The 21,308-nt window shown below is 58.9% G+C and carries 20 protein-coding genes; 8 read left to right on the top strand and 12 right to left on the bottom strand.

The window, feature by feature from the left end:
* The first annotated feature begins 3 nt into the window (after positions 1-3).
* The 4 genes from ACWCOO_RS04450 to ACWCOO_RS04435 all read left to right on the top strand — a co-directional run bounded on the left by ACWCOO_RS04450 (position 4) and on the right by ACWCOO_RS04435 (position 3,047).
* A complete protein-coding gene (locus tag ACWCOO_RS04450) occupies positions 4-627 on the top strand; it encodes an isochorismatase family protein (RefSeq protein WP_446831753.1) in 624 nt (207 codons plus the stop codon).
* On the top strand, positions 624-1,487 hold the full coding sequence (locus ACWCOO_RS04445; RefSeq protein WP_446831752.1) for a hypothetical protein: 864 nt from the start codon (positions 624-626) through the stop codon (positions 1,485-1,487). The genes ACWCOO_RS04450 and ACWCOO_RS04445 overlap by 4 nt, the downstream gene beginning before the upstream one ends.
* A 64-nt stretch (positions 1,488-1,551) precedes the next feature.
* Positions 1,552-2,682, top strand: coding sequence for a class I SAM-dependent methyltransferase (locus ACWCOO_RS04440; RefSeq protein WP_446831751.1), 1,131 nt, complete (start codon positions 1,552-1,554; stop codon positions 2,680-2,682).
* Entirely contained in the window at positions 2,679-3,047 is a 369-nt protein-coding gene (locus ACWCOO_RS04435) for a hypothetical protein (RefSeq protein ID WP_446831750.1), read from the top strand. Before ACWCOO_RS04440 ends, ACWCOO_RS04435 begins: the two co-directional genes overlap by 4 nt.
* Positions 3,048-3,484: 437 nt before the next feature.
* Here ACWCOO_RS04435 and ACWCOO_RS04430 read toward each other — a convergent pair whose 3' ends face one another.
* The 4 genes from ACWCOO_RS04430 to ACWCOO_RS04415 all read right to left on the bottom strand — a co-directional run bounded on the left by ACWCOO_RS04430 (position 3,485) and on the right by ACWCOO_RS04415 (position 9,679).
* Positions 3,485-5,476: an ATP-binding cassette domain-containing protein gene (locus ACWCOO_RS04430; protein WP_446831749.1), complete on the bottom strand. Its 1,992-nt coding sequence runs from the start codon at positions 5,474-5,476 to the stop codon at positions 3,485-3,487.
* Positions 5,473-6,666 (bottom strand): efflux RND transporter periplasmic adaptor subunit, encoded by a 1,194-nt coding sequence (locus ACWCOO_RS04425; RefSeq protein ID WP_446831748.1) that lies wholly within the window; start codon positions 6,664-6,666, stop codon positions 5,473-5,475. Before ACWCOO_RS04425 ends, ACWCOO_RS04430 begins: the two co-directional genes overlap by 4 nt.
* Positions 6,667-6,736: 70 nt before the next feature.
* Positions 6,737-8,725 carry an ATP-binding cassette domain-containing protein gene (locus ACWCOO_RS04420; protein WP_446831747.1) on the bottom strand — a complete coding sequence of 663 codons (1,989 nt, stop codon included), beginning with the start codon at positions 8,723-8,725 and terminating at the stop codon, positions 6,737-6,739.
* 78 nt (positions 8,726-8,803) lie between these two features.
* Positions 8,804-9,679 carry a C13 family peptidase gene (locus ACWCOO_RS04415; RefSeq protein ID WP_446831746.1) on the bottom strand — a complete coding sequence of 292 codons (876 nt, stop codon included), beginning with the start codon at positions 9,677-9,679 and terminating at the stop codon, positions 8,804-8,806.
* A 282-nt stretch (positions 9,680-9,961) separates the two neighbouring features.
* Between ACWCOO_RS04415 and ACWCOO_RS04410 the strand changes: the two genes are divergently transcribed.
* A protein-coding gene (locus ACWCOO_RS04410; RefSeq protein ID WP_446831319.1) for an IS3 family transposase occupies positions 9,962-11,037 on the top strand; the annotation gives its coding sequence in 2 pieces (ribosomal slippage) (positions 9,962-10,217 and positions 10,217-11,037; 1,077 coding nt in all).
* A 303-nt stretch (positions 11,038-11,340) separates the two neighbouring features.
* Here the strand turns inward: ACWCOO_RS04410 and ACWCOO_RS04405 are convergent.
* A complete protein-coding gene (locus ACWCOO_RS04405; RefSeq protein WP_446831745.1) occupies positions 11,341-11,805 on the bottom strand; it encodes a hypothetical protein in 465 nt (154 codons plus the stop codon).
* Between the two features lie 367 nt (positions 11,806-12,172).
* On the opposite strand from ACWCOO_RS04405, the gene ACWCOO_RS04400 reads away from it, so the two are divergent.
* A complete protein-coding gene (locus ACWCOO_RS04400) occupies positions 12,173-13,333 on the top strand; it encodes an ATP-binding protein (protein ID WP_446831744.1) in 1,161 nt (386 codons plus the stop codon).
* A 48-nt stretch (positions 13,334-13,381) separates the two neighbouring features.
* Here ACWCOO_RS04400 and ACWCOO_RS04395 read toward each other — a convergent pair whose 3' ends face one another.
* From ACWCOO_RS04395 to ACWCOO_RS04365, 7 genes are all read right to left on the bottom strand, one after another.
* Complete coding sequence (locus ACWCOO_RS04395; protein ID WP_446831743.1) at positions 13,382-13,702, bottom strand: 2Fe-2S iron-sulfur cluster-binding protein; 321 nt, start codon at positions 13,700-13,702, stop codon at positions 13,382-13,384.
* A 30-nt stretch (positions 13,703-13,732) separates the two neighbouring features.
* The gene (locus tag ACWCOO_RS04390; RefSeq protein WP_446831742.1) at positions 13,733-15,046 is read right to left on the bottom strand and encodes a tetratricopeptide repeat protein; all 1,314 of its coding nucleotides are present in this window, start codon (positions 15,044-15,046) and stop codon (positions 13,733-13,735) included.
* A gap of 6 nt (positions 15,047-15,052) precedes the next feature.
* Complete coding sequence (locus ACWCOO_RS04385) at positions 15,053-15,685, bottom strand: energy transducer TonB (protein WP_446831741.1); 633 nt, start codon at positions 15,683-15,685, stop codon at positions 15,053-15,055.
* A gap of 93 nt (positions 15,686-15,778) precedes the next feature.
* Positions 15,779-16,189, bottom strand: coding sequence for an ExbD/TolR family protein (locus ACWCOO_RS04380; protein WP_446831740.1), 411 nt, complete (start codon positions 16,187-16,189; stop codon positions 15,779-15,781).
* Between the two features lie 41 nt (positions 16,190-16,230).
* Positions 16,231-16,761: a MotA/TolQ/ExbB proton channel family protein gene (locus tag ACWCOO_RS04375; RefSeq protein ID WP_446831739.1), complete on the bottom strand. Its 531-nt coding sequence runs from the start codon at positions 16,759-16,761 to the stop codon at positions 16,231-16,233.
* A 48-nt stretch (positions 16,762-16,809) separates the two neighbouring features.
* The gene (locus ACWCOO_RS04370; RefSeq protein WP_446831738.1) at positions 16,810-18,201 is read right to left on the bottom strand and encodes a MotA/TolQ/ExbB proton channel family protein; all 1,392 of its coding nucleotides are present in this window, start codon (positions 18,199-18,201) and stop codon (positions 16,810-16,812) included.
* Positions 18,202-18,966, bottom strand: coding sequence for a DUF3450 domain-containing protein (locus ACWCOO_RS04365; protein ID WP_446831737.1), 765 nt, complete (start codon positions 18,964-18,966; stop codon positions 18,202-18,204). It abuts the gene before it with no gap.
* Positions 18,967-19,283: 317 nt separating this feature from the next.
* Between ACWCOO_RS04365 and ACWCOO_RS04360 the strand changes: the two genes are divergently transcribed.
* Both ACWCOO_RS04360 and ACWCOO_RS04355 read left to right on the top strand, forming a co-directional pair.
* On the top strand, positions 19,284-19,619 hold the full coding sequence (locus tag ACWCOO_RS04360) for an STAS domain-containing protein (RefSeq protein ID WP_446831736.1): 336 nt from the start codon (positions 19,284-19,286) through the stop codon (positions 19,617-19,619).
* Between the two features lie 87 nt (positions 19,620-19,706).
* A complete protein-coding gene (locus tag ACWCOO_RS04355; protein WP_446831735.1) occupies positions 19,707-21,050 on the top strand; it encodes a salicylate synthase in 1,344 nt (447 codons plus the stop codon).
* Positions 21,051-21,308: the final 258 nt, after the last annotated feature.

The following is a 21,308-nucleotide window of genomic DNA, read 5'->3' as shown; positions in this document are numbered from 1 at the left end:
GCCATGGCGGAACTCGACCACGACTACAGCAAAGCGGGATTCGGCGGCTCCATCGCGCCCGGTGCGCGCCCGGCGCTGCTGATCATCGACTTCGTGCGCGCCTACCTCGACCCGGAGTGCTCGCTCTACGCGGGCGTGGAGAAGGAACAGGAGCAGGCGGTACTGCTGCTGGGCGAATGCCGCAAGGCCGGCATTCCGGTTTTTCATACCTGTGTGGAATACGACCCCGCGGGCGTGGAAGGCGGAGTGTTCTACCGCAAGGTTCCGGCGCTGGCGAACCTGGTAAAGGGTTCCCGCTACTGCGCGTTCGGCGAAGGATTGGAACCGGCGGCGGACGAAGTCGTGATCACCAAGAAGTATCCGAGCGCCTTTTTCGGCACCCACCTGGCCGCTACGCTGGCCGCAATGGGGGTGGACACATTGCTCATTTGCGGGCTCACCACCAGCGGATGTGTGCGCGCTTCGGCCGTGGACGCCATGCAGCACGGCTACATCCCTGTGGTGGTGCGGGAAGCCACCGGCGACCGCGACGAGCGGCCGCACGAAGCCAACCTGTTCGACATCAGCAAGAAATTCGGCGAGGTAATCGGAATGGACCAGGCGCGCGAGTACCTGGCCGGCTTATGATCGGCCCAATAACCTGCGTCACGATCGCGGCGCCCGACCTGGGCGCCATGGAAGACGCCTACCAGCACCTGGGCTACCGGGCCACCGCCGGCGGGCGAATTTCCGGCCAACTGGCGGCGTTCTGGGGCGCGGAAGCAGTGGAGGACGCGCAGTTTCTGCTCATGGCGCCGGAGACCTCCAAAGGCCTTCATTTCCGGTTTGTCGAGCAACCCGCCACGCCGGGTTACGAGGCGTACCGGTGTTATGGCTGGAACGCCGCGGAACTGATCGTGCAGGACACCGACGCCCTGGAACAGCAGTTGATAGGCACGCCCTTTCACATCCTGGGCCCGCCGGCTGATCTTTCCATCACCGACGCCATCCGCGCCATGCAGGTGCAGGGGCCGGCCAAGGAATTCCTCTATCTGACCATGTTCAAACGCCGGACGGAGTTCGACGTGCCGGAAGCGGTGGATTTCGTGGACCGCACCTTTATCGTGATACTGGGCGGGCCGAACGTGGAAATGCTGGGCGAAGGCTGGGGCCAGCGCTTCGGGCTGACTGCCGGCGAAGCACGGCCTGTGAAGATCACGGTGATGGGGCAGGTTTACGGACTGCCTTCGGATCACCGATTCATGCTCTCCACCATGGGGCTGTCCGGCAGCAACCTGATCGAACTGGACTCGATGCCGGAAACCGCCACGCCGCGTCCGCAGCGCGAAGGCTGGCTGCCCCCGGCCATCAGCATGGTGAGCTTCGCATCCGACGACCTCGGCGAGACCACGCTTGCCGGACAAGCCGGTGCGCCCTATCACGGCCGCCGAGCCGCCATGTGGCGCGGGCCGGTGGACGAGTGGGTGGAATTGATCGCACCCGCCTGACCCCGTCTGCGCCGTGCTATTCTCCGAAACCGCATTGGCCCGACACGCTTGAGGAGGCAAACCGATGTTTCGCAACGTTCACGCGCTAACCCCTGACGCCAACCACGACGAAGCAGCCCGCATGGATTTCGTGCGCGCCTTCAGGGCCCATCTCTCCGGCCAGGTCATGCCGGGCAACTTCTCGCTCTACGAAGAGAAGATCAAGCCGGCCATCGAAAAGGAAGCCGGGCGGCCGCCGCAGCACCGCGATGAAATCCGCAAGAAGATGACGCAGGAGCCCTATTACCAGATGTGGAGCGCGATGACGCGGCGCAGCCAGGAAATGATGTGGGACGCGACGGTGGACACCGTAGAGCGGCAGCTTGAGCGGATGGTCGAGCGTTTTCGCGCTACCAATGGCGACACCGGCGGCAGCCTCTCGCTCAACCCGGACCTCGAAATTCCGCGCTATCACGCGGTACACGACATTCACATACAGCCGGGCGGATACCACACCGACCAGGTTGCCGACGACATCACCGCGGGCGCGCTCTACGAAACCGGCCTGCAGATGTACATGGCCGAGGCCTGGGGGCCGGAAGCCGATTTCCTGGGCCGAATGCTCTGCAACGGCATGCGCAGGCTGTGGCCCGACTACAAGCCGCAACGCATACTCGACATGGGCTGCGGAGCGGGCAACAGCACCCTGCCCTGGGGGCGCGCTTTTCCGGACGCCGAACTCCACGCGATCGATGTAGGCGCTCCGATGCTGCGCTACGGCCATGCGCGGGCCGAATCGCTGGGCGTGGCCGTGCATTTCAGCCAGCAGAATGCCGAGAGCACCGACTACGAGGACGGCAGCTTCGACCTCGTGGTGTCGCACATCATGCTGCACGAAACGTCCAAGAAAGCCCTGCCGCGGATCTTTGCCGAAACGCGGCGCCTGCTGAAGAGCGGCGGGCGCATGCTGCATTTCGACATCCCGCGCGGCGACACGTTGTTCGACCAGTTCATGCACGACTGGGAGAGCTACAACAACAACGAATCGTTCGCCCGCTGCATGACCGACATCGACCTGGTGGCCGTGGCCCGCAAAGCAGGATGGCCGGCCGACGAAGTGGGTCTGGAACTGATCGAATCGAACCTCGACGCTTCGCAGCGCAACTACTCCAAGGACGACATGAGCTTCAAGGTCCTGGCGGGCATTCGCGCATGACCGCGGGCGAACAGGCGCCCCGCCTGCGCCGCACCGCCAAGGGCAAGCGGCCGCGCTATTTCTCCGACCCGGCCATCGACCGACTGCTGGGCATGATGATGACCCTGATCGGCGAGGTGTCGGTACTACGTGACCGCCTCGACAGCGTGGAGCGCCTGATCGAGAAAGGCGGCGTGTTCAAGCGCGAGGATATCGACGCGTTCGTGCCCGACGCCGACGCGGAGGCCGAACGCGAAGAAACGCGGAAGCGCTACATCCAGCGCGTCATGCGCGTGGTGCAGAACGAGATGGAGGAAAAGACTCCCGTCGCGAACATGCCGCCGGTAGCGGAAGTGCACCGCGAGTTCGAAGAAGGCAAACTCTAACTTACGCAATTGGAATCGTGGTTTCTTGCGAGCGCTATGTGCGTAAACAATTTGGGCGTTTGAAATACGTTAGGGCAGTCTGTTTGTCGACCAAACTGTAATAACCATATCTGCCTGCTCGATTGTTTCGTTGCCACAACTGGATGGGCACGTTCCGCCGGAGTGGTGAACATAGATGGTGCTTACCGCTTAGGCATAGAATGCAACCTTTCCGACGGGAGATCGGAGGCCACAAGCCTAGGTTTGTGTTTGAGCCACGCGGACATATTCAGAAAGTCATACCGCTATGATCTGGCTGAAGCTTCGTTTGAGTCCGTCACTGCTCAACTCGCAACCTCCCAGTTGAATCTTCGGGTTCGAGTGGCTGCTACCTACTCTAGGCCCCCTTTTTGTACGCGGCCGCATCAAGGTCGCTAAAATTAATTTGCAGAAGCCGACTACCCTCGTGCCGCGAGCGCCGCCACCGGATCGAGCCGGGCCGCGCGTTGCGCCGGGACAATCCCGAACACCAGGCCAATTCCCACAGTGCAGGCCAAGGCCACAATCACAATCCACGGCGAGAACACGATAGGCAAACCAAGATACTCTATCAGGGGGCCGCTTGCCCAACTCGCCAGAAGGCCCAGCAGTCCGCCTACCGCTGTCAACGCGACCGCCTCAAGCAAGAACTGTTCGGTTATGTCCCGGCGACGGGCACCGACGGCCATACGAATGCCTATCTCCCTTGTGCGTTCCGTTATCACCATCAGCATAATGGCCATCACGCCCATTCCGCCGCCAAAAAGCGCAATGCCGCCTATGGACCCCAGCCCGAGCCAAAGCAGTGCTCTTGTTTCGCTGACCTGCTCCGCCCGTGCTTCCAAGAACAAAATACGGAATCCCTCGCTTCCGTGCTGCCGGATCAACAATTCCCGTATTGCTTGATTCGTAGCGTCCACTTCAAGCGGATCGTGTATGAGGATGTCCAATTTGCTTGGATTGCCCGTGCCGTACAGCATCGCCGCAGCGGTCCTATAGGGAATGAAGGAACGGCGGCCTTCTTGCTGGCTAAGCCAACTTGGCACATCGGCAAAAGCTTCACGACCGGCCAGCACACCGATGACTCTAAAGGGCACCGCATCTATCATCACATACTGATCGAACGGATCGGTGGTCGACGGGAATAACTCATCCGCAATCCCCCAACCCAGAACTGTAACCTGATCCCGCTGCTCATTATTGCGCTGTGAAATGAAGTTTCCGCGTTCGATCACCGGTGCATCGTTGTCAATTCCTGCGGCAGGCGTGAATACGAGATAGCTTTCCACGAATGCCTCAACACTCTTGGTTCCGTAGCGAACTGTGAACTGCCGCGTCAAAGCAGGCGCAACACGGCGCACATTGGGAATCTGCCTCGCAATGATCTCGGCATCCTGCAGCGTTAGGGCTATGGCCGAATCACCCTGTTTTCCGTATGGTCGCACTTCGATTCGATCCGCGCCCAGCCGGCTCACCCGCTCAAGCGTTTCGCGAAACATGCCCTCTGCCACGCTCAACATGGTCACCACGGCCCAGACCCCCAGCAGAATACTGCATACGGTCAGCACGGCGCGTACCCGGTGAGTTCCCAAAAGGTTGCCCGGTAACGAGGCAACCCCCGATCGAAACGATTGCGTCAATCTGGCGATGGCCGCCATGGCGGGTTGCGAAATGGGTGCCGATTCGCTTGCTGCGCGCATAATCTGCCGCGCACCCTTGGTTCCCGAGTCCGAAACGATGCGACCGTCCTGCAATGCAATGCGGCGGTCCGCCGCAGTGGCGATCTCAGGGTTGTGGGAAATTAGAATGATGGTGTGTCCTTTTCTCGAAAGTTCCTTAAGCAGGCGTAGGACTTTTTCGCCGCTCGCGCTATCCAGCGAACCAGTCGGTTCGTCGGCCAGGATTACAGACCCGCCGTTCATCAGCGCACGAGCAATCGATACGCGTTGCTGCTCGCCGCCGGAGAGAGCTGCCGGCCGGTGGTCCATCCTGTCCTGGATCCCGAGAGCAGCCAACAAGCCCAGTGCCCGGGTTTGGCGTGTTGCTGCCGTCAAGCCTGCATATATGCCCGGCATCTCAACATTTTCGCGCGCTGTCGAAGAACCCAGCAGGCTATAGTCTTGAAAAACGAACCCGAATGCCTTGCAACGCAACCACGCTAGGCCGTCGCGACCTAATAGGTGGACTTCGCGACCGGCGAAGCGGTAGGTGCCGCTGTCGGCCCTATCCAGGCAGCCAAGGATATTCATGAGAGTTGACTTGCCGGAGCCTGAAGGCCCGGTGATGCAGACAAATTCACCCGCATACAACTTTAGCGACACAGCCTGTAACGCGACTACGGACCTGCCACGTTTCCCTGTATGGCGCCGCTCTATGCCCTCAAGCTCCATCAGCGGCGGTATGTCTTTCATTCGCTGTGCCGCGAACTCGGCGAAACGACCTGATCGCCCTCCTTCAGTCCCGCCAAGACTTCCGCGTGAGTATTGCCGATTTCGCCCACGGCAATCTCGCGAGCTTCAATTACGTGATCGCCAGTCACTACCTGCACAATAGCGGTGCGACCGCCGCCTGGAATTGCCTCACCAAATTCGCGCAAGACGCTCACCGGTACGGCCAACACTTCGCGCGGCTCCGTCAATTCGAAGAACACTTGTGCGGTCATGCTAGGAAGCAAGTCGCCATCGGTATTCTCCACTTCAAATAAGGCGGTGTAATTTATGACACTGGAGCTGTCTGCCGCTTCCGGGATGATGCGCTGAAGGGTGCCGCGCCAGCGGCGAGTGCCGCCTCCAAGAGTGCTGAAGGATACGCCCGCGCCACGAGTAAGCTTCCCGATATTCGCTTCGGGCACTTGTGCCTCGACAACCATGCGCGACAAGTCAGCGATCCGCAGGATCACCGGTGTAATCTGCATAGCGTTCAATGTCTGGCCTTCACTCATGCCGGCCGATACGACGACGCCGGAGATTGGCGCGAAGATCGTGCTGTAGTTCAGCTTTGCTTCTTCACTTGCTATCAGCGCCTTCTGCTGCTTAATTTGGGATTCCAGTTGGATCAAGGCGGAACGTTGGGTTATCAGGTTGGTCCGCGCCTGATCCAGTGCAACTTGGTTGGTGGCTTGCTCCTGCATCAGCCGCTGCTCCCGGGCCAGAGTCGCTTCAGCCAGTTCGATGTAGGCTCTTGTGGGGGGTAAATGTGCCTGCAGTGACTCCAATTGGGAATGGGCGGCGGCTACAATATTCGCCTGCACTGTCGCGTCGATTTCGGCAACGATGTCTCCTTGCGATACGGGATCGCCGGCGCGAACGTGGAGCTTATGCAGCTGTCCCGATACTTGCGCACCCACTTCAACGATCTTAATCGGCCGTAGGCGCCCGGACGCCACCACCACATTCGCGATACTGCGCACCCCCACCTCCGCCGTGACTGGTACCGCCGACGTATCCAACGCTGAGGCACCATCGCCGCTTCCAGACAGCAGAAAATACCCGCCAGTTACCAGCATCAGCGCACATACAACCAAAAGCCAAGGGTGCTTCCACCAAGGGGATCGGGAATCGTTCTCCGCTAGAACTTGATCAAGTTCTTGAGTAAAACTCATAGCACTAAGTTTATCAATCAGCAATTATTTCAAGTAAACAAAAATGCAGCAGTACTTGTGTATGTGTCACTTAGTGTGCGGCCAGTGCAGACACTGGATTCAAGCACGCGGCCCGGCGTGCCGGTACGATGCCGAACAGTGCACCGACAACCAAGGCGGAAACGACCGGTAGTACGAAGAATGGCAGCGATGGCTCTACTGCAACGCCGACGCGCGGAAGAATCGGCATGCTAACCAGGGCAACTAGGGCACCGAGCGTCGTCCCGGCCACACTCAACAGAGTAGATTCCCCGAAGAATTGGGAAAGGATGTCTTTTCGCCGTGCGCCGACGGCCATCCGGATGCCGATCTCGCGGCGTCTCGCCTGGATAGACGCAAGCATAATATTCATCACGCTTAGACTCCCGGCCATAAGCGCGCACGTGGCAATCGTGCCAAGCATAAGCCACAATCGTGCGCGAAATTTCTTGGCCCCCGTGATACTAAATCCCAAATGGTCGAAGACCAGTGTGTCACTTCCACGTCGCCGGATGCCAATATCCCGGATCGCGCCGACGGTTTCTAGAAGGTGATCGGATTTCCCAACGAAGACATAAATGTCGTCAATCTCTTTCCTGCCGGTAAGCAGCGCCGAGGCAGTCTTGAATGGGATATGAACATTAGTGTCAGGCAGAATTCTTCCTGGACTCCGTCGAGGCTCGTATACACCCTTGACTCGAAACGGAATGTCTTGAATGAGGATTTGCTGACCAATAGGATTAGCGCCAAGTGGAAACAGCATCTCGCGAACACCAGCTTCTAGTACGACAACACGCTCAAGATTATCGTCATCAAGTTTTGTGATGTGCTCCCCTACCTCCAATCGATACCCGGTTTCTCCACGGCCCGGTTTTCTTCCCAAGTCCACATAGCCTTTGACACCCACTGTGCCAGCTGATTCTCCCTGCCGCACGGGGATTGGCATCAGCAAAATGGAGGGGGATACCGCTCGAACATTGGCAACCTGATCTCTGATCGCCCAAGCATCCTCCAAGGTAAGCGGTTGAAAGTCTCGCGCAACGCCCCAATCGGCATCGGGGTGACCTACCAAAGTAGGCAGCCAGTCCTCAGGCGCCACTCGAATCGTATCCAAGCCCATGCTATTGGTACTCTTGACGGTTTCGCGATAGATGCCTTCGCCAATACTCAATACCACTACGCCCGACGTTACGGCCATCGAAATGGCCAGGATCGTCAATGCAGTGCGTAACCCCGCTCCCCGGGTTATATTAGTTCGTAAAGCGCACCAACTTTCGCGAACGGTGCCGAGGACGCGCGACAGTCTCGACGGCCCCCTTCTGGCAGTCGAAGTCCCTTCTTCGAGCATTGCCGTTTTGTCAGGTGCGGGGCCGCTGTCACGTGCCACGCAGCCATCACGCAACTCGATTACTCGGCCGGCCCGGATAGCAATTTCCGGGTTGTGCGTAATGATAACAACGGTACGACCCGCCGACACCAGTCCCTCAAATATGCGAATCACTTGCTCACCGTTCTCTCGGTCCAGCGCCCCAGTTGGCTCGTCGGCCAGAATCACAGATCCGCCGTTCATCAGCGCACGAGCAATTGCAACTCGCTGCTGCTCACCCCCCGAGAGTTCGCTTGGAAGGTGGTTTGCGCAAGCGGTCAATTCCAGCTGCGCCAACAAGGTGTTGGACCGCTCCTTGCGGTCGCTCAAGCTCACACCCGCATACAAGCCCGGCAACTCCACATTCTCCCGCACAGTTGCTGACTCCAGGAGGTTGTACGACTGAAACACAAAACCGAAGATGCGCCCACGCAACCAGGCCAGACGATTCGCACTTATCGATTGCACTTCCCGGCCAGCGAGGAGGTACGATCCGTCGCTAGGCCGGTCCAGGCAACCCAAAATGTTCATCAAAGTTGATTTGCCGGCTCCGGACGAGCCGATAACGCAGACGAACTCTCCTTCGCCAATTTCCAAAGACACATCGCGCAAGGCATCAACGCGAACGTCGGCTTTTCCCTCGAAAGATCGACTAATTCCTTTTAGTTCAATCATCTAAACGATTAAGCGGTGCGGTCCTTTGAGGATTAGGCAGGAAGAACAACTCTTCACCCTGTGGTGAGTTGAGCCGTACTAGTTCCCAAATGGCTGCGCGCCTTGAGCACGGGACAGCTTGTCCTCGATAAGCTCGCCAACCCAGATTTGCGGTAGCGACGGTTTGTAGCCCTTGCTCTCCTCACGCTGGCGGACCAGCACTGCAGCCCGTTCGAACGCAGCGCGATAATCGCCGCCAAACAGGTTGTCGCGGTAAAACGCCGCGCCAAAATACGTGTAGTCGCGCCCGGATTCGCAGCCGAACGACCTCCGACGGGCTTCGGACGCGGTAATCACCATGGTATGCGGTGATTTGAGCGCGTCGATATAGCCGCCGGAATAGCAGGCGGATATGACGATCACCTGCCAGGGTAGCTTGGCGTCCTTTACGATTTTTCCGATGCGCTCAGCCGAAAGACTCTTCATCCGAAACGGCTTGAAACGTACCGAAATTCTGTGCCGTCTGGAACCGTGGGAGGTGATGTGCAGCACTATCAGATCCTCAGCCCCCATCTTTCGGCCTATTCCATTGAGCACCGCGGAGAGATTTGGGCCGTTCGCCAGCGGCAGTTTGTCAACCGTGTTGCGACTGTTGATTAGCATTGCTGTGCGGCCTTTGGCACCAAGTTGCTCACGGAACTGGGCCTCAATCAGCTTGACTTCATTCTCGAAGACATCTTGGGCCGCATACGAGCCGAAGCCGACAAAATAAGTCTCGGTTACGCCTTCCTCGGAACGCCGAACTTTGTCCAAGGCCATCTGCACGAGCCTTTCCTGATTGGCATAGACACGTTCCACGTCGAGCGGCAAGAGTTCTTCTGGATGTTCCTCCTCAGTCGCCAGTGCCCCGCTGGCAAGGACACCTGTGAGCACCAGCATAGCTGGCGTCGTGGTCACGATCGATTTCAGGGCCATGTTTCGATATTCAACAAACGCGGTGTGACAGCACAACGGCGTACCACCTGGCTCGGAGGTGGATTCAAGATCATGAGCGTGAGAATGAAAATAAGCCACTACGTCATCACCATCCACATAGTCGGGGTCAACAAAGCAACACAATCAGTCATCACTTTTTGATAGCCTCTAGTAATCGAATGAGAGCTGCCTTCCCATGGTTTTCCCCTGACCGTTCCCCTGTAATCCGAGCCGTTTTGGATGTGGGATTTCCTTGTATGTTGACCCCAAGGAGGTCCCCCGATGAAGCGGAAGCGGTATACGCACGAACAGATCATTTCGATCCTCAAGGAGCACGAGGCCGGTCAGCCGGTCGGCGAGTTGGCGCGCCGGTATGGTGTCGTCGAGAACACGATTTATCGCTGGAAGTCCAAGTATGGCGGCATGGAGATATCCGACGCCAAGCGGCTTCGTGATCTTGAGCACGAGAACGCCCGGCTCAAGAAGCTGTTGGCCGAAGCGGAGTTGGACAAGTCGGCGCTGAAGGAGCTGGTTCAGGGAAAATGGTGACGGTCGCCCAGCGGCGAGCGGCCGTGGATCACCTCACCGATCGCCGCTACAGTCAACGACGTGCCTGCCGCCTGGTGGGCCTGCCCCGTTCGGTGGCCTGGTATCGTCTCAAGGGCCGTGACGACGCGGACCTGCGTCACCGGATGCAGGTCCTGGCGGAACGCTATCCCCGCTACGGTTATCTGACGTTGCACGAGATGCTCAAGCAGGAAGGCCGCGTCATCAACCGCAAGCGCACGTATCGGGTCTACCGCGAGGAAGGCCTGCAGGTGCGTACCAAGCGCCGCAAGAAGATCACGCGGCCCAGAGTGCCCATGCCGGTGCCGACGAAGGCGAACGAGCGCTGGTCCGCGGACTTCATGTCCGATCAGCTCGCCAATGGCCGGCGGTTCCGGATCCTCAACTTAATCGACGACTTCTCCCGCCAGTGTGTCGGTCAGATCGTCGACACCTCGATCTCCGGCGCCCGCCTGGCCCGGTATCTCGATGAGCTCGGCACCATCCGGCCATTGCCCAGGACCCTGGTGCTCGACAATGGCCCGGAGTTCACTTCCAAGGCGATGTTCTTCTGGGCCCGGCGAACCGGTGTGCGGCTCCACTTCATCCAGCCCGGAAAGCCGACTCAGAATGCGTTCGTGGAAAGCTTCAACGGCAAGTTCCGAGAGTACTGCCTGGACTTACATTGGTTCGGCAGCCTGACGGAAGCACGCGCCATCATCAAGCGCTGGCAAACGCACTACAACCATGTCCGGCCTCACCGATCCGTGGGCAGAATGCCCCCCTCGGTGTTCGCCAAGAAAGTAGCTTGATATGATGAATTTCCCACATCCAGGGTGGCTCGGATCCAGGGGAACGGTCACCCCCACTTGCGACCAAATTGACAACGTTCAAAAAAAGGGGCGACCAACACATCAGGCCGCCCCTTTTCAGTTTAGTTTGATGCGAAGAGAATCTGTGCGGTGCCGCGAATTGAGGGTTGCAAGCACCTGCATGTAATCCCCAAAGGCAATACAGATCTGTGATTAGTTCTGTAGGCAGACAGCAGACATCTCCCAGCAGCAGTTGCGGTGAGTTCGCCAAGGACCCCGCACCTATTTCGTTACTGTGGGCATCTAGTCATTGTCGAACGAAGGTAATTCTATTTTCAGTTTTGGCAACAGATAGGAAAATGTAGATTGAGAAATCACATTACCGTTTGCATCAATCAACGTAATCGTGACAGTAACACGGATATGATCACCTTCATCCGTATATTCCTCTGTCTGTTGCACAGTTACCCCTTGTTGGCAACTGTCGCTAGCGGCAATAGCATTTGCTAGTTCAGCATTCACATCAGCTAATGCGGAGCCCTGCAAACTTTGGGGTAAGTCGACCAACTGGCGCCAAATAATCTCCCCTGAATGGTCTCGAACTATTACGAAATGCTCGTTTCCGACCAACTCTACTTGCACAAAATGGTCCGGTACAATCGTGCCTTCCGGCGCATCAATATGGACCTCTACGTCAATATCGCCAGCATATCCGTTAGTGCCGAGCAGCAAGAGGGCAAGAAGTGAAAGAATAGATAGGATTCTCATTGATTTTCTCCATTGTTAGAGTTCTTAAAAGGCGCTCATTGAGCGAGTTCCAAGTGCCAGCCTACGTCGGTACCCCCCCCCCTTTGTCAATGGCCTGATGCCGCATATGTTAGGAACAAATAGACTGTCCGGACTTGTAACAAATGAACTGTCCAGCTTTTGCTTTGGGCCTTTCTGGCTGGCAGGCGGCGTTGGATGAGACGGACCCATTGGTTACAGGAGACCCGGCGGATACGATTTGAAGAGACCTATACGGGATAGTAAAGTCCCTGCCCGCGCACAGTTCCAGGAAAGCGATTTCCGGAACATACTCCTTATTTCTAACCTAAATCGGGAATACGATCCATATTTCTGATATTCTTGCGGCATGTTCCGCAGAATTCTCAACACCAGCAAGCGCAGTTCTTTCTTCCTGTTCGGAGCGCGCGGCACGGGCAAGACAACCTATATCCGGGAAACATTCGGCCCGGATGAGTCGCTCTACCTGGACCTGCTCGATCCCGAAATCGAGGATCTGTACGCCAGAAACCCTGGCCGGCTTGAGCAACAAGTTAGGGCCCTGCCCGACGCCGTCGAGTGGGTTCTGATCGACGAGGTGCAGCGCGCACCGCGGCTGCTGGACGTGGTTCACAGGCTGATCGAGAGCACCGCGAAACAGTTCGTGCTAACCGGGTCGAGTGGCCGCAAGCTGCGGCGGGGCGCCTCGAATCTCCTTGCAGGCAGAGCATTTGTCTATAACCTTTATCCCCTGACCGCGCCGGAACTTGAGAAAGCCTGCACACTCGACGACGCTCTGCGCTGGGGCACGCTGCCGCGGCTTTTCTCGCTGGAAGCGGACGAGGACCGGCGCGCCTATCTGCGCGCCTACGCATTGACCTACCTGAAAGAGGAAATCGTCGCCGAGCAGATCGTCCGGCGCCTCGACCCGTTCCGGCGGTTCCTGGAGATTGCCGCGCAGGCGAACGGCGCGATCATCAACTATGCCAACATCGCCAAGGACGTGAACGCCGACCCCAAAACCGTCATGTCCTACTTCAGCATCCTTGAAGATACGCTGATCGGCTTTCTCCTACCGGCATTTCACCGCTCCATTCGCAAGCAGCAGCGCGTCAATCCGAAGTTCTACTACTTCGACCCGGGCGTCAAGCGAGCGCTGGACCGCACGCTGGACGTGCCGCTGACCGAAGGAACCTACGAATACGGAAGAGCCTTCGAGCACTTCGTGATTACGCAGATCATCCACTTGTGCCGCTACCGCTATCCCGACTGGAAATTCTCGTACCTGCGAACCGCGGCAGGAGCCGAAATCGATCTGGTAATCGAGCGTCCCGGCCTGTCCGCCGTCCTGGTGGAAATCAAATCCTCGCGGCGCGTGGAAGATCGGGACACACGCACTCTGAAGCGTTTTAGCGCGGACTTTCGCCAGCCGCTAGCCCTATGCATCAGCCGCGATCCGCAGCGCATGAAAATGGGCGAAATTCTCTGCCTTCACTGGCGCGACGCGCTGGCGGAACTTAACCTCAACTGAGCGGGAAACGGGCGTTCTCACTCGGTGGGAAGCGCTCTCTATACTCAATCAGGCTTCGTTGTCGGCGGCTTTGAGCTTTAGGCCGGCCAGGGCGGCGGTCATCTGGATCTGACAGGTCAGGCGGCTGTTGGGCTTGCGTTCCAGGGCGCAATCCAGCATGGCGTCTTCCATATCGTCCACCGGCGGCAACTTGTCCACCCATTCCTCGTCGATATAGCTGTGGCAGGTAGCGCAAGCGCAGCAGCCGCCGCATTCGGCCACGATCCCCGCCACATCGTTTTCCAGGGCGATCTCCATGAGCGTGCAGCCCTCGGGAACCTCGAGATCACGCGCATTCCCGTGGCAATCCACGAAATGGACCGTGGGCATGAAACTACCTCTGCAGGGTTCGGAGTGCGGCTAGCCGCCGAAGCGCGCCAGACGCGCATCCAAGTCGCGCAGGCGCGCAACCTCGCTTCTCAGATAGTCTCGCCAGCGCGTGGCGGCGCGGCGCGTATCGCTGTCGCGGATAGCGCGCGCAAACGCATCTTCCGCCGCGTCGTACTCCTCTTGCTCGAACAGGCACTGACCCAGCAACATGTTGAGCCGACCCTCGTTCTCCAGGTCGCCCAAGCCAAGCGTCTGTCTCGCCACCGAAGCACACTGCTCATAGTCGTTCAAGGCATAGTGGGATTCCGCCAGCCTCATATACAGATCAGCCTGGTCCTCCAGGTCGTCTTCGCCCTCTGCGGATTTCCGCAACGGTTCGAGAGCCATGCGATCCTCTTGGGCCAACTGCCAAGCCTGGGCCTCCAGCCGAAAATTGCGCGCCGTCGGCTCGATCGAGCCGTTTTCCAGGCCCTCGTGGAGAATCACGGCAGCTTTGTAGGGCACGTCCTTCATCAGGAAAAACTGGGCCATTTGAACCAGCTCGGAACTACTGGTCAACATCCCCTGTTCGAACGCAGACCAAGTCGCGGCCACTTGCCTATCCTCGTCTTCCAAGGAGTAATAGAGGCCGGACATTTGCAGCCAATAGGCCTTACTGGGCCACTCAGCGACCAGAATCTTGGTGACCTCAAGGGCATCGGCAAACTGCTCAAGCCCGTAGTATGCATACGCCATCCGGCGCCACCAGTCTTCTTCGACCTCAACCCCCGTGGCCTGCGCCCTTTCAATAGCCGTGGCAATGTAATCCACGGCCTCTTGCCATTCCTCCAGTTGCAAGTGCGCCGTGGCGATGCGAATGTAGTCCATTGGCGTCGGATCTTCCTTGAGCGCGAGTGATATTTCCCCGTACCGGATGGCTTCGCGGTAGTTCTCGACTTGGATGTAAAGCTGCGACAAATAGCCCACAGCTTCATTGTAGAGACCGGCTATTTCATCCGGGCCACCGATCCGGGTAACCCCCAGAAAGCTCTCGATAGCCGCCGGATAGTCGTCCCTCCTCACGTGCAGAAAGCCCACAAGTCTCTCTGCCTGCGCGCGCTCGTAGGGAGTTATGTTTCTCAATTCCAGAATCTCGGCCAGCCGAGTCTCGGCGGTTACATAATCGTCCACCTCCATGGCTTCCGACGCCTCGAATAGCCGCCGATGCACTCTTTCGCTCATAGCCATAACGCGCCGGGTCTTCTGCTCGGCCGCCTCTTCTTCCTGCGCCCCAACGGGCGCTGCGGGGCTAAACAGGCTGAAGCAAAAAATTGCGGTGGCGAAAATGCCGATTCTGGAGTTCATGCCGGATCAGTCTTCAATCTGGAATGTCATGCGGTATTTGACTCCGGGCACGGCAACAGCCGTTCCGTTAACTACGCGCGGCTTGTACTTGAACTTCTGAGCAGCCTGGACAGAAGCGCGCTCGAACAGCGAACTGCTGCACTCGATAACCATGACGTTGGTGGTGGCCCCCGTCGGAGTGACAGTAAGTTCCAGATCGCAATGGCCCTCCAGGCCGCGAGACTGAGCGCGGCGGGGATACATCGGCTCCACCCTCACAAGCGGGAGGTAATCGCCTTCCGCCAAGCTGAAGTCTCCGATATCTCCGTCAATGTTGAAACTCACGTCCGGGTTCTGCGGCGCCACCCCAAAAGCGGAATCCAAGTCCTCGCCCTGCATGTCCTGCTGCGGAAGGTCGGGAGGAGCGTCGTCCGGATCGGGCGGCTTTTCAGGTTTTTCCTCCTTGCGCTCGATCAATTCCTCGCGCTTGACCCGCACAAAGTCCACGAATCGCGTATCCAGAACGTCGGTAATCGCCGCCTGGCCGCTGGCGATAAGGAACTGCATCACCCAGAGCAGCGACATGCAGGCAAAGGTGCCGACAGTAAACGCCAGGAAATAGCGCCCTACCCGCCTCTTGACTTTATCTTTTTCTACCATTTCTTCGTACCCCCGAGTCTGACCACCCAAGCTGACGTCCGGGCTTTCCCGAAAGCCTGAGCTGTTACCAGGGAATCCGCATCGCCTCCCCGGTCAATCCTCGCTCGCCGCAATGGACACATTGAAAACGCCGGCCTGCCGGGCCGAATCCATGACGCTCACCAGCGTTTCCGTGAAAGCCCGCTTGTCTGCCTGAATAATAACCGAGCCTTCCGGGTTCTCCGCGTGCAGGCGCTCGATATTGGCACGGACCGCACGCGGGTCCACGCGCCGGCGGTCGATCCAGATTTCGTTGGACGCACTGATCGCCACCAGGATGTTGGCCCTTTCCTGCCGCACCGCGGTGGGAGCGTCCGGCCGGTTGACATCGATACCCGTCTCCTTCACGAAGGATGCGGTAACGATGAAGAAGATCAGCATGATGAACACCACGTCCAGCATGGGCGTGAGGTTAATCTCGCTGGAGGATTCCTCTCCGGCGGCTTGAATAATGGATTTGCGCATGCGTAATGTCTCCAGTCAATCGGCGGCGGCTAAGTCGCTGATCAGTGGTCCGTGGTCAGGTGCTCTTCGAGGTCCTCCACTTCGCGCGCCGAGCGGCGTTTGAGGTAGGTGATCCAGAACACCCCCGAAAGCGCGCCCACCATGCCCGCCATTGTGGGGATGGTGGCCTTGGACACGCCGGAAGCCATCGAACGCGGGTTGCCGCTGCCTTCGACCGCCATTACGTCGAACACCTCGATCATGCCAGTGACCGTCCCCAGCAGGCCCAAAAGCGGGCACAACGCCACCAGAGTCTGCACCAGCGGCAGCGAACGCCGCACGGCCATGTCGAAATCCGACACCATGCGCTCGCGGATCTGTTCCGCTTCCCACGACTGCCGCTCGCGCCGACCTTCCCAAGCATCCTGAATCGCGGCCCGGCGTTTCTTGAGCTCCACGCGGAAGAACACCAAGCGCTCGAACACCAGCATCCACATCAGGAAGATGGTCAAGGCAATGAGGAACAGCACGTCCCCGCCCAGCTCGATAAAATCGCGGACGGCCTCGAAAGCGTCGTAGAGCGCGGTGAACATGAGTCAGGACTATATGGCTTCGGCTTTGTCTCCCGTGCGATGCAAGGCTCAGGCGGCGGCAGCCGCTTTCTGCGCCTCGGAATGCTCGGCCACGATCCCGGTGCTCTGTTCCTGCAGAATCTGCACGATCCTGCGGCTGCGGCCGCTCACCACGGTATGCAACAGCACCATGGGAATGGCGACACTCAGACCCAGCACCGTTGTAACCAGCGCTTGCGAAATACCGCCGGCCATCAACTTCGGATCGCCGGTGCCGTAAAGCGTTATCGCCTGGAAGGTCTTGATCATGCCGGTAACGGTTCCCAGCAGTCCCATCAGCGGCGCCACCACGGAAATGATCTGAATGAACAGCAAGGCCCGGTTGAGCTTTGGCGTTTCCCTGAAAATCGCCTCGCCCAACTTCAGTTCCAGGGTTTCGGTATCTACCGACTTGTTGTCGTGATACACCTGCAGGACCCTGCCCAAGGCATTGTCGTCCGAAGGCGTGTCGCTCTTGAGCTGAGCGGTTACCTTGCGGCTGGCGAGCGTGAGTACCACCAGGCGTTCCAGGGAAATCAAGAGTCCGATGATGCCTAACGCGATGATGAGGTAGCCCACCAGCGCGCCCTGCTGCACACGTTCCACGAGGTTGGGGCGCCCAACCAGCGAGTTGAGTACGCCGCCCAAGGTCGGATCCAGACCGAACCGCACCACCTCGCCCGGAGCAGCGTCCACCATGTCGGCGGTGCTGCTGGTGAAGCGGCCCTGTTCGGGCTGACGGCCCAGTTCGGTAACGTTACCGGTTTCCGGGCGATAGGTCAGATACTTGCCGTCTGAAACGATATTGAACAACCCTACCCGCACTACCTCGGTGGATGCGCGTTCGCCGTCGAGCGAAATCACGTCGGTATTGAACCTGACGACTTTGGCGGACTCGGTCATCTCACGCTGCAACTCCCACCAGAGGCGCTCCATTTCCTCGACAGAGGGCAATTCGATGCCCGAGCCCAGCTTCTCCACGAGTTGGGTAAGAAAAGCCGAACGCTCCGGGTATTGCACGTTGGTGACCGACGCTTCGAACTCCGAGCGGGCATCGCCCGCCACCTGTTGCGTCACGCCAAAAAGTTCCTTTAGAACGCCAAGGCGCTCGTCGCGAGTTTCCTTGAGCGCGGCGATACGCCGTTCGTTCTCGCCGTAGGTATTTTCCAGGCGCTGGCTGCGCCGCTCTTCGGCGGTCTTTTCCGCATTTGCCTCGTCCAGCAGCCGCTGCTGCTGGCCCTGAGCCTCGCGAAAACTCTGCTCGCGGGTACGCATTTCCTCGTTGTCACGCACCGCGCCCTGCCGCACCATTTCCAGCAATTCATCCAGCGATACGGCTTCCTGAGCCTGCGCGGGAGCAGAAACGGCGGTGGCAACCGCCAAAGCCATCACGGCGCAGGAAATTGTTCTGATTGCGATCATTTATCCAGCCTCCGGTCCGGGAACGGGGAGCAAGAGCAACTCGGGAGCGACCATCTCATTGGCTACGCGCAGCCCAAGGCGCACCTGGTTGCGGTAGCTGCCTTCCAGATCGACCCAGGCCTTGGCATCGCGGTCCCAGCGGCGCGTAGCGCTCAAATCGGCCGTCTGATACACCAGCGCAACTCGGCCAATCCGCAATACGTCCACTTCCAGGATGCCGCCCTCGTGCTCGACCGCATCCTTGTAGGCTTCAATGGTGTTGCCGTACTCGTTCTCGATCTGGTACGCCTCAAGCACCTTGCGGAACTTCTCGGCCACGCTCACATCCTCGCGCTCCATCAGGTCGCGCAGACCCGCCACCCGCGCACGGCGCTCGTCCAGCAGGAAAGGCGCATCGGCCTCCACGAACATGTCCAGCGCTTCGATCATGCGCACCATTAGCGGCATCATCTGGCGCCGCGAAGCCTCTACCTCGTCGATCGCCTCGTTTAGCAGAGCGATGTCGGCTTCCTGCCGGTCGATTTGGCGCTCCATAAGGGTATTGAATACCTTGAGGCCTTCCAGCTCCTTGAGCACCCTTTTGTATTCGTATTCGAGTGAATCCGTTTCCTTGACGATATCGTCGATTCGGCTCTGCGACTGGCGGCCCGCCTCAATGCGTTCCGCCTGCTCGGCTTCGATTTCCTCCAACGTGGTTGCGCTGGCCATCGCGGCTGCGGCAAGCAAGCCTCCGGCACAAAGCAACCCCTTCAAGACTGGCTTCATTAAAACGCTCCCCCTGTACTTATTACAGTTACAGTCAGGTCTTCGACCACCTAGTGGAATTCAAGCGACCGGCCTGATGCGGAACGCGGATATTAGCACAGCTTCATGTCAGGCCGTATGTCGAGTGAGGCAAGTTTTCTTCGCTCGCACTGGCGCCCCGCCAAGCCTCCGTGTGCCGCCGGTTCAGGGCCGCTGCCCGTTGTTCTAAAATAATGACTCTCCTTGCTGTGTGTCATTGCAGTTCTTGTGCTTCAATGCCCGGGCAAAGAGTTCGAATCTGGCTGGCACGTGCAGGGGAGACCGGCGAGGAACTGCGAATGATCGAAACGGAAAGAGACGGGCCGGTGCTTTCGGTAAAGCTGCAAGGACGTCTCGACGCCTCAAGTGCGAACGCATTGTTTGATGGCGTCGAGGCTGCGGTCACGCCCGACGATTCAGCGGTCGTCATCGACATGGCTCAGCTTGCATACATCAGCAGTGCGGGATTGCGGGTGCTGCTGATGCTGGCCAAGATGCTCGAAGAGCGCAATGCTCGCTTCGCGGTGTGTTCATTGTCGAAGCAAGTCAGTGAAATCTTCGACATCACCGGCTTCGACAAGGTGATCGGGGTGCACCAATCCCCGGAGCAGGCTCGGGCCGCTGTCATTGGCTGAAGTCGCTCCAGCCGCTTCAATCAACCGGACGCGAACTACTTGCTGGGCAGGCGTGGAGTGTTGAGCCGTGTCGAGGACTGTTTGCAAATGACTCAAAAATGGGCCTATCGGGAAATGGTCATTCCCTTCGAGGGCGATCCGTTGTCGCTGGCAACCCGGATGGCACAGTCCGCCGCCCATAGCGATTACATGCTGTACGAGCACCAGGGAGAATGGTCCCTGGGCTTGAGCGCCCAAGGCCGCGTGACTCTGTATCCGGATCGAACCCTGGTGACCTGGGAAGGAAGGGAACTAGCGGCGCGCCCCAATGAAGACCTGAATGAGGCGATTCAGTGGGGGCTGGACCAACTGCCTGTCGAGAGATGGCGCGCATACGGCACCGCGGCGTTCGAATTGGCCCGCTTGACCTACGGCTTGCCCGTACCGAGCGGCACGCCGCTGCTGACGCTTTTCGTTCCCAAGGAGGAGATTCGAATCGACGAAACCACGATCCGCATTCGCGCTTTCGAGCCCGATCGACTCGCCGCCCTGGGTGCGATGGTTGAGCAAGCGGTGCACGAAGACGATGACTTCGAGGCGCCCACAGCACTCGATTTGGAAGACGAGATCGCGACGCACGATGCCGAAACCTACAAGCGGGCCGTAGCGGAGGCGTTGGAGGAAATCCACGCACAGCAGTATCGAAAGGTGATTCTGTCGCGACAAATCTCGCTGAACCATTCATTGGACATGGCGGCCAGCTACGGTGCGGGGCGTCGGGCCAATACGCCGGCGCGTTCCTATCTGCTGCGCCTTGATGGGCTGGAGGCGGCAGGATTCAGTCCCGAGACCGTAATCGAAGTCAATGGCGAGCGCGAAGTGTTCACAACGCCGCTGGCCGGCACGCGTTCGACCGGCGGAAGCATTACGGATGAGTTACGGTTGCGCGGGGAACTTCTCAGCGATTCCAAGGAGATTGCCGAGCACGCCATTTCAGTCTATGTCGGGTTCGACGAATTGACGATGGTCTGTGACCCGGCGAACGTTTCCGTGGTCAACTTCATGCTGGTGTCGCGGCGCGGCGCCGTGCAGCACCTGGCTTCCCGCCTCAAGGGGAAACTGCTCGATAGCTGCAACCCTTGGTACGCATTCAACGCCCTGTTTCCGGCGGTTACGGCCTCCGGCGTTCCGAAGCGTGAGTCGATCGACGCCATCGGGCGATTGGAGCCCAACCCACGAGGCCTGTACGCCGGTTGCGCGGTGATTTACGATCACACCGGCGTGCTCGACGCGGCCTTGGTGCTGCGCAGCTTCTACCAGCGCGACGGGACAACTTGGCTACAGGCCGGCGCAGGCATCATGAACATGTCCAGCCCCGAACGGGAGCTGGAGGAGACGCGCGAAAAGCTCAGCAGCTTCGCCCGCCACCTGGTAGCGGCAGCGGCACGATGAACTGAAGCGGCATGCGGTAAAGCTGCACGGTGCGGCTCACGCGGCGCAGCAATCCGGTGGCGTTGCCATGCTGGCACATTTTTCTTGGCGGCATCAGCCCCGAGGCCGCTGCACATGCCTTGACATGGCGGCATCCAGGCGCATAATCGCGGGCTATGGACATAGTCCGGCCAATTCACAACCTTATCGCGCCCGCCGGCGGGCTGCGCGCGCTTGCGCTCGCGCTGCTTGCGGAGCACCGAACGCGGGGTAAGGACA

The sequence above is a fragment of the Candidatus Foliamicus sp. genome, assembly GCF_965221325.1.
Classification (GTDB): Bacteria; Pseudomonadota; Gammaproteobacteria; order Steroidobacterales; family Foliamicaceae; genus Foliamicus.
This window is presented reverse-complemented; position numbering and strand designations above follow the sequence as displayed.

Excerpts from the sequence above, each read along its gene's own strand:
- ACWCOO_RS04390 (WP_446831742.1), bottom strand. The coding sequence starts at position 15,046 with ATGAACTCCAGAATCGGCATTTTCGCCACCGCAATTTTTTGCTTCAGC.
- ACWCOO_RS04405 (WP_446831745.1), bottom strand. The coding sequence starts at position 11,805 with ATGAGAATCCTATCTATTCTTTCACTTCTTGCCCTCTTGCTGCTCGGC.
- ACWCOO_RS04420 (WP_446831747.1), bottom strand. The coding sequence starts at position 8,725 with ATGATTGAACTAAAAGGAATTAGTCGATCTTTCGAGGGAAAAGCCGAC.
- ACWCOO_RS04445 (WP_446831752.1), top strand. The coding sequence starts at position 624 with ATGATCGGCCCAATAACCTGCGTCACGATCGCGGCGCCCGACCTGGGC.
- ACWCOO_RS04380 (WP_446831740.1), bottom strand. The coding sequence starts at position 16,189 with ATGCGCAAATCCATTATTCAAGCCGCCGGAGAGGAATCCTCCAGCGAG.
- ACWCOO_RS04375 (WP_446831739.1), bottom strand. The coding sequence starts at position 16,761 with ATGTTCACCGCGCTCTACGACGCTTTCGAGGCCGTCCGCGATTTTATC.
- ACWCOO_RS04385 (WP_446831741.1), bottom strand. The coding sequence starts at position 15,685 with ATGGTAGAAAAAGATAAAGTCAAGAGGCGGGTAGGGCGCTATTTCCTG.
- ACWCOO_RS04425 (WP_446831748.1), bottom strand. The coding sequence starts at position 6,666 with ATGAGTTTTACTCAAGAACTTGATCAAGTTCTAGCGGAGAACGATTCC.
- ACWCOO_RS04440 (WP_446831751.1), top strand. The coding sequence starts at position 1,552 with ATGTTTCGCAACGTTCACGCGCTAACCCCTGACGCCAACCACGACGAA.
- ACWCOO_RS04450 (WP_446831753.1), top strand. The coding sequence starts at position 4 with ATGGCGGAACTCGACCACGACTACAGCAAAGCGGGATTCGGCGGCTCC.
- ACWCOO_RS04370 (WP_446831738.1), bottom strand. The coding sequence starts at position 18,201 with ATGATCGCAATCAGAACAATTTCCTGCGCCGTGATGGCTTTGGCGGTT.
- ACWCOO_RS04365 (WP_446831737.1), bottom strand. The coding sequence starts at position 18,966 with ATGAAGCCAGTCTTGAAGGGGTTGCTTTGTGCCGGAGGCTTGCTTGCC.
- ACWCOO_RS04395 (WP_446831743.1), bottom strand. The coding sequence starts at position 13,702 with ATGCCCACGGTCCATTTCGTGGATTGCCACGGGAATGCGCGTGATCTC.
- ACWCOO_RS04435 (WP_446831750.1), top strand. The coding sequence starts at position 2,679 with ATGACCGCGGGCGAACAGGCGCCCCGCCTGCGCCGCACCGCCAAGGGC.
- ACWCOO_RS04400 (WP_446831744.1), top strand. The coding sequence starts at position 12,173 with ATGTTCCGCAGAATTCTCAACACCAGCAAGCGCAGTTCTTTCTTCCTG.
- ACWCOO_RS04430 (WP_446831749.1), bottom strand. The coding sequence starts at position 5,476 with ATGAAAGACATACCGCCGCTGATGGAGCTTGAGGGCATAGAGCGGCGC.
- ACWCOO_RS04355 (WP_446831735.1), top strand. The coding sequence starts at position 19,707 with ATGACTCAAAAATGGGCCTATCGGGAAATGGTCATTCCCTTCGAGGGC.
- ACWCOO_RS04415 (WP_446831746.1), bottom strand. The coding sequence starts at position 9,679 with ATGGCCCTGAAATCGATCGTGACCACGACGCCAGCTATGCTGGTGCTC.
- ACWCOO_RS04360 (WP_446831736.1), top strand. The coding sequence starts at position 19,284 with ATGATCGAAACGGAAAGAGACGGGCCGGTGCTTTCGGTAAAGCTGCAA.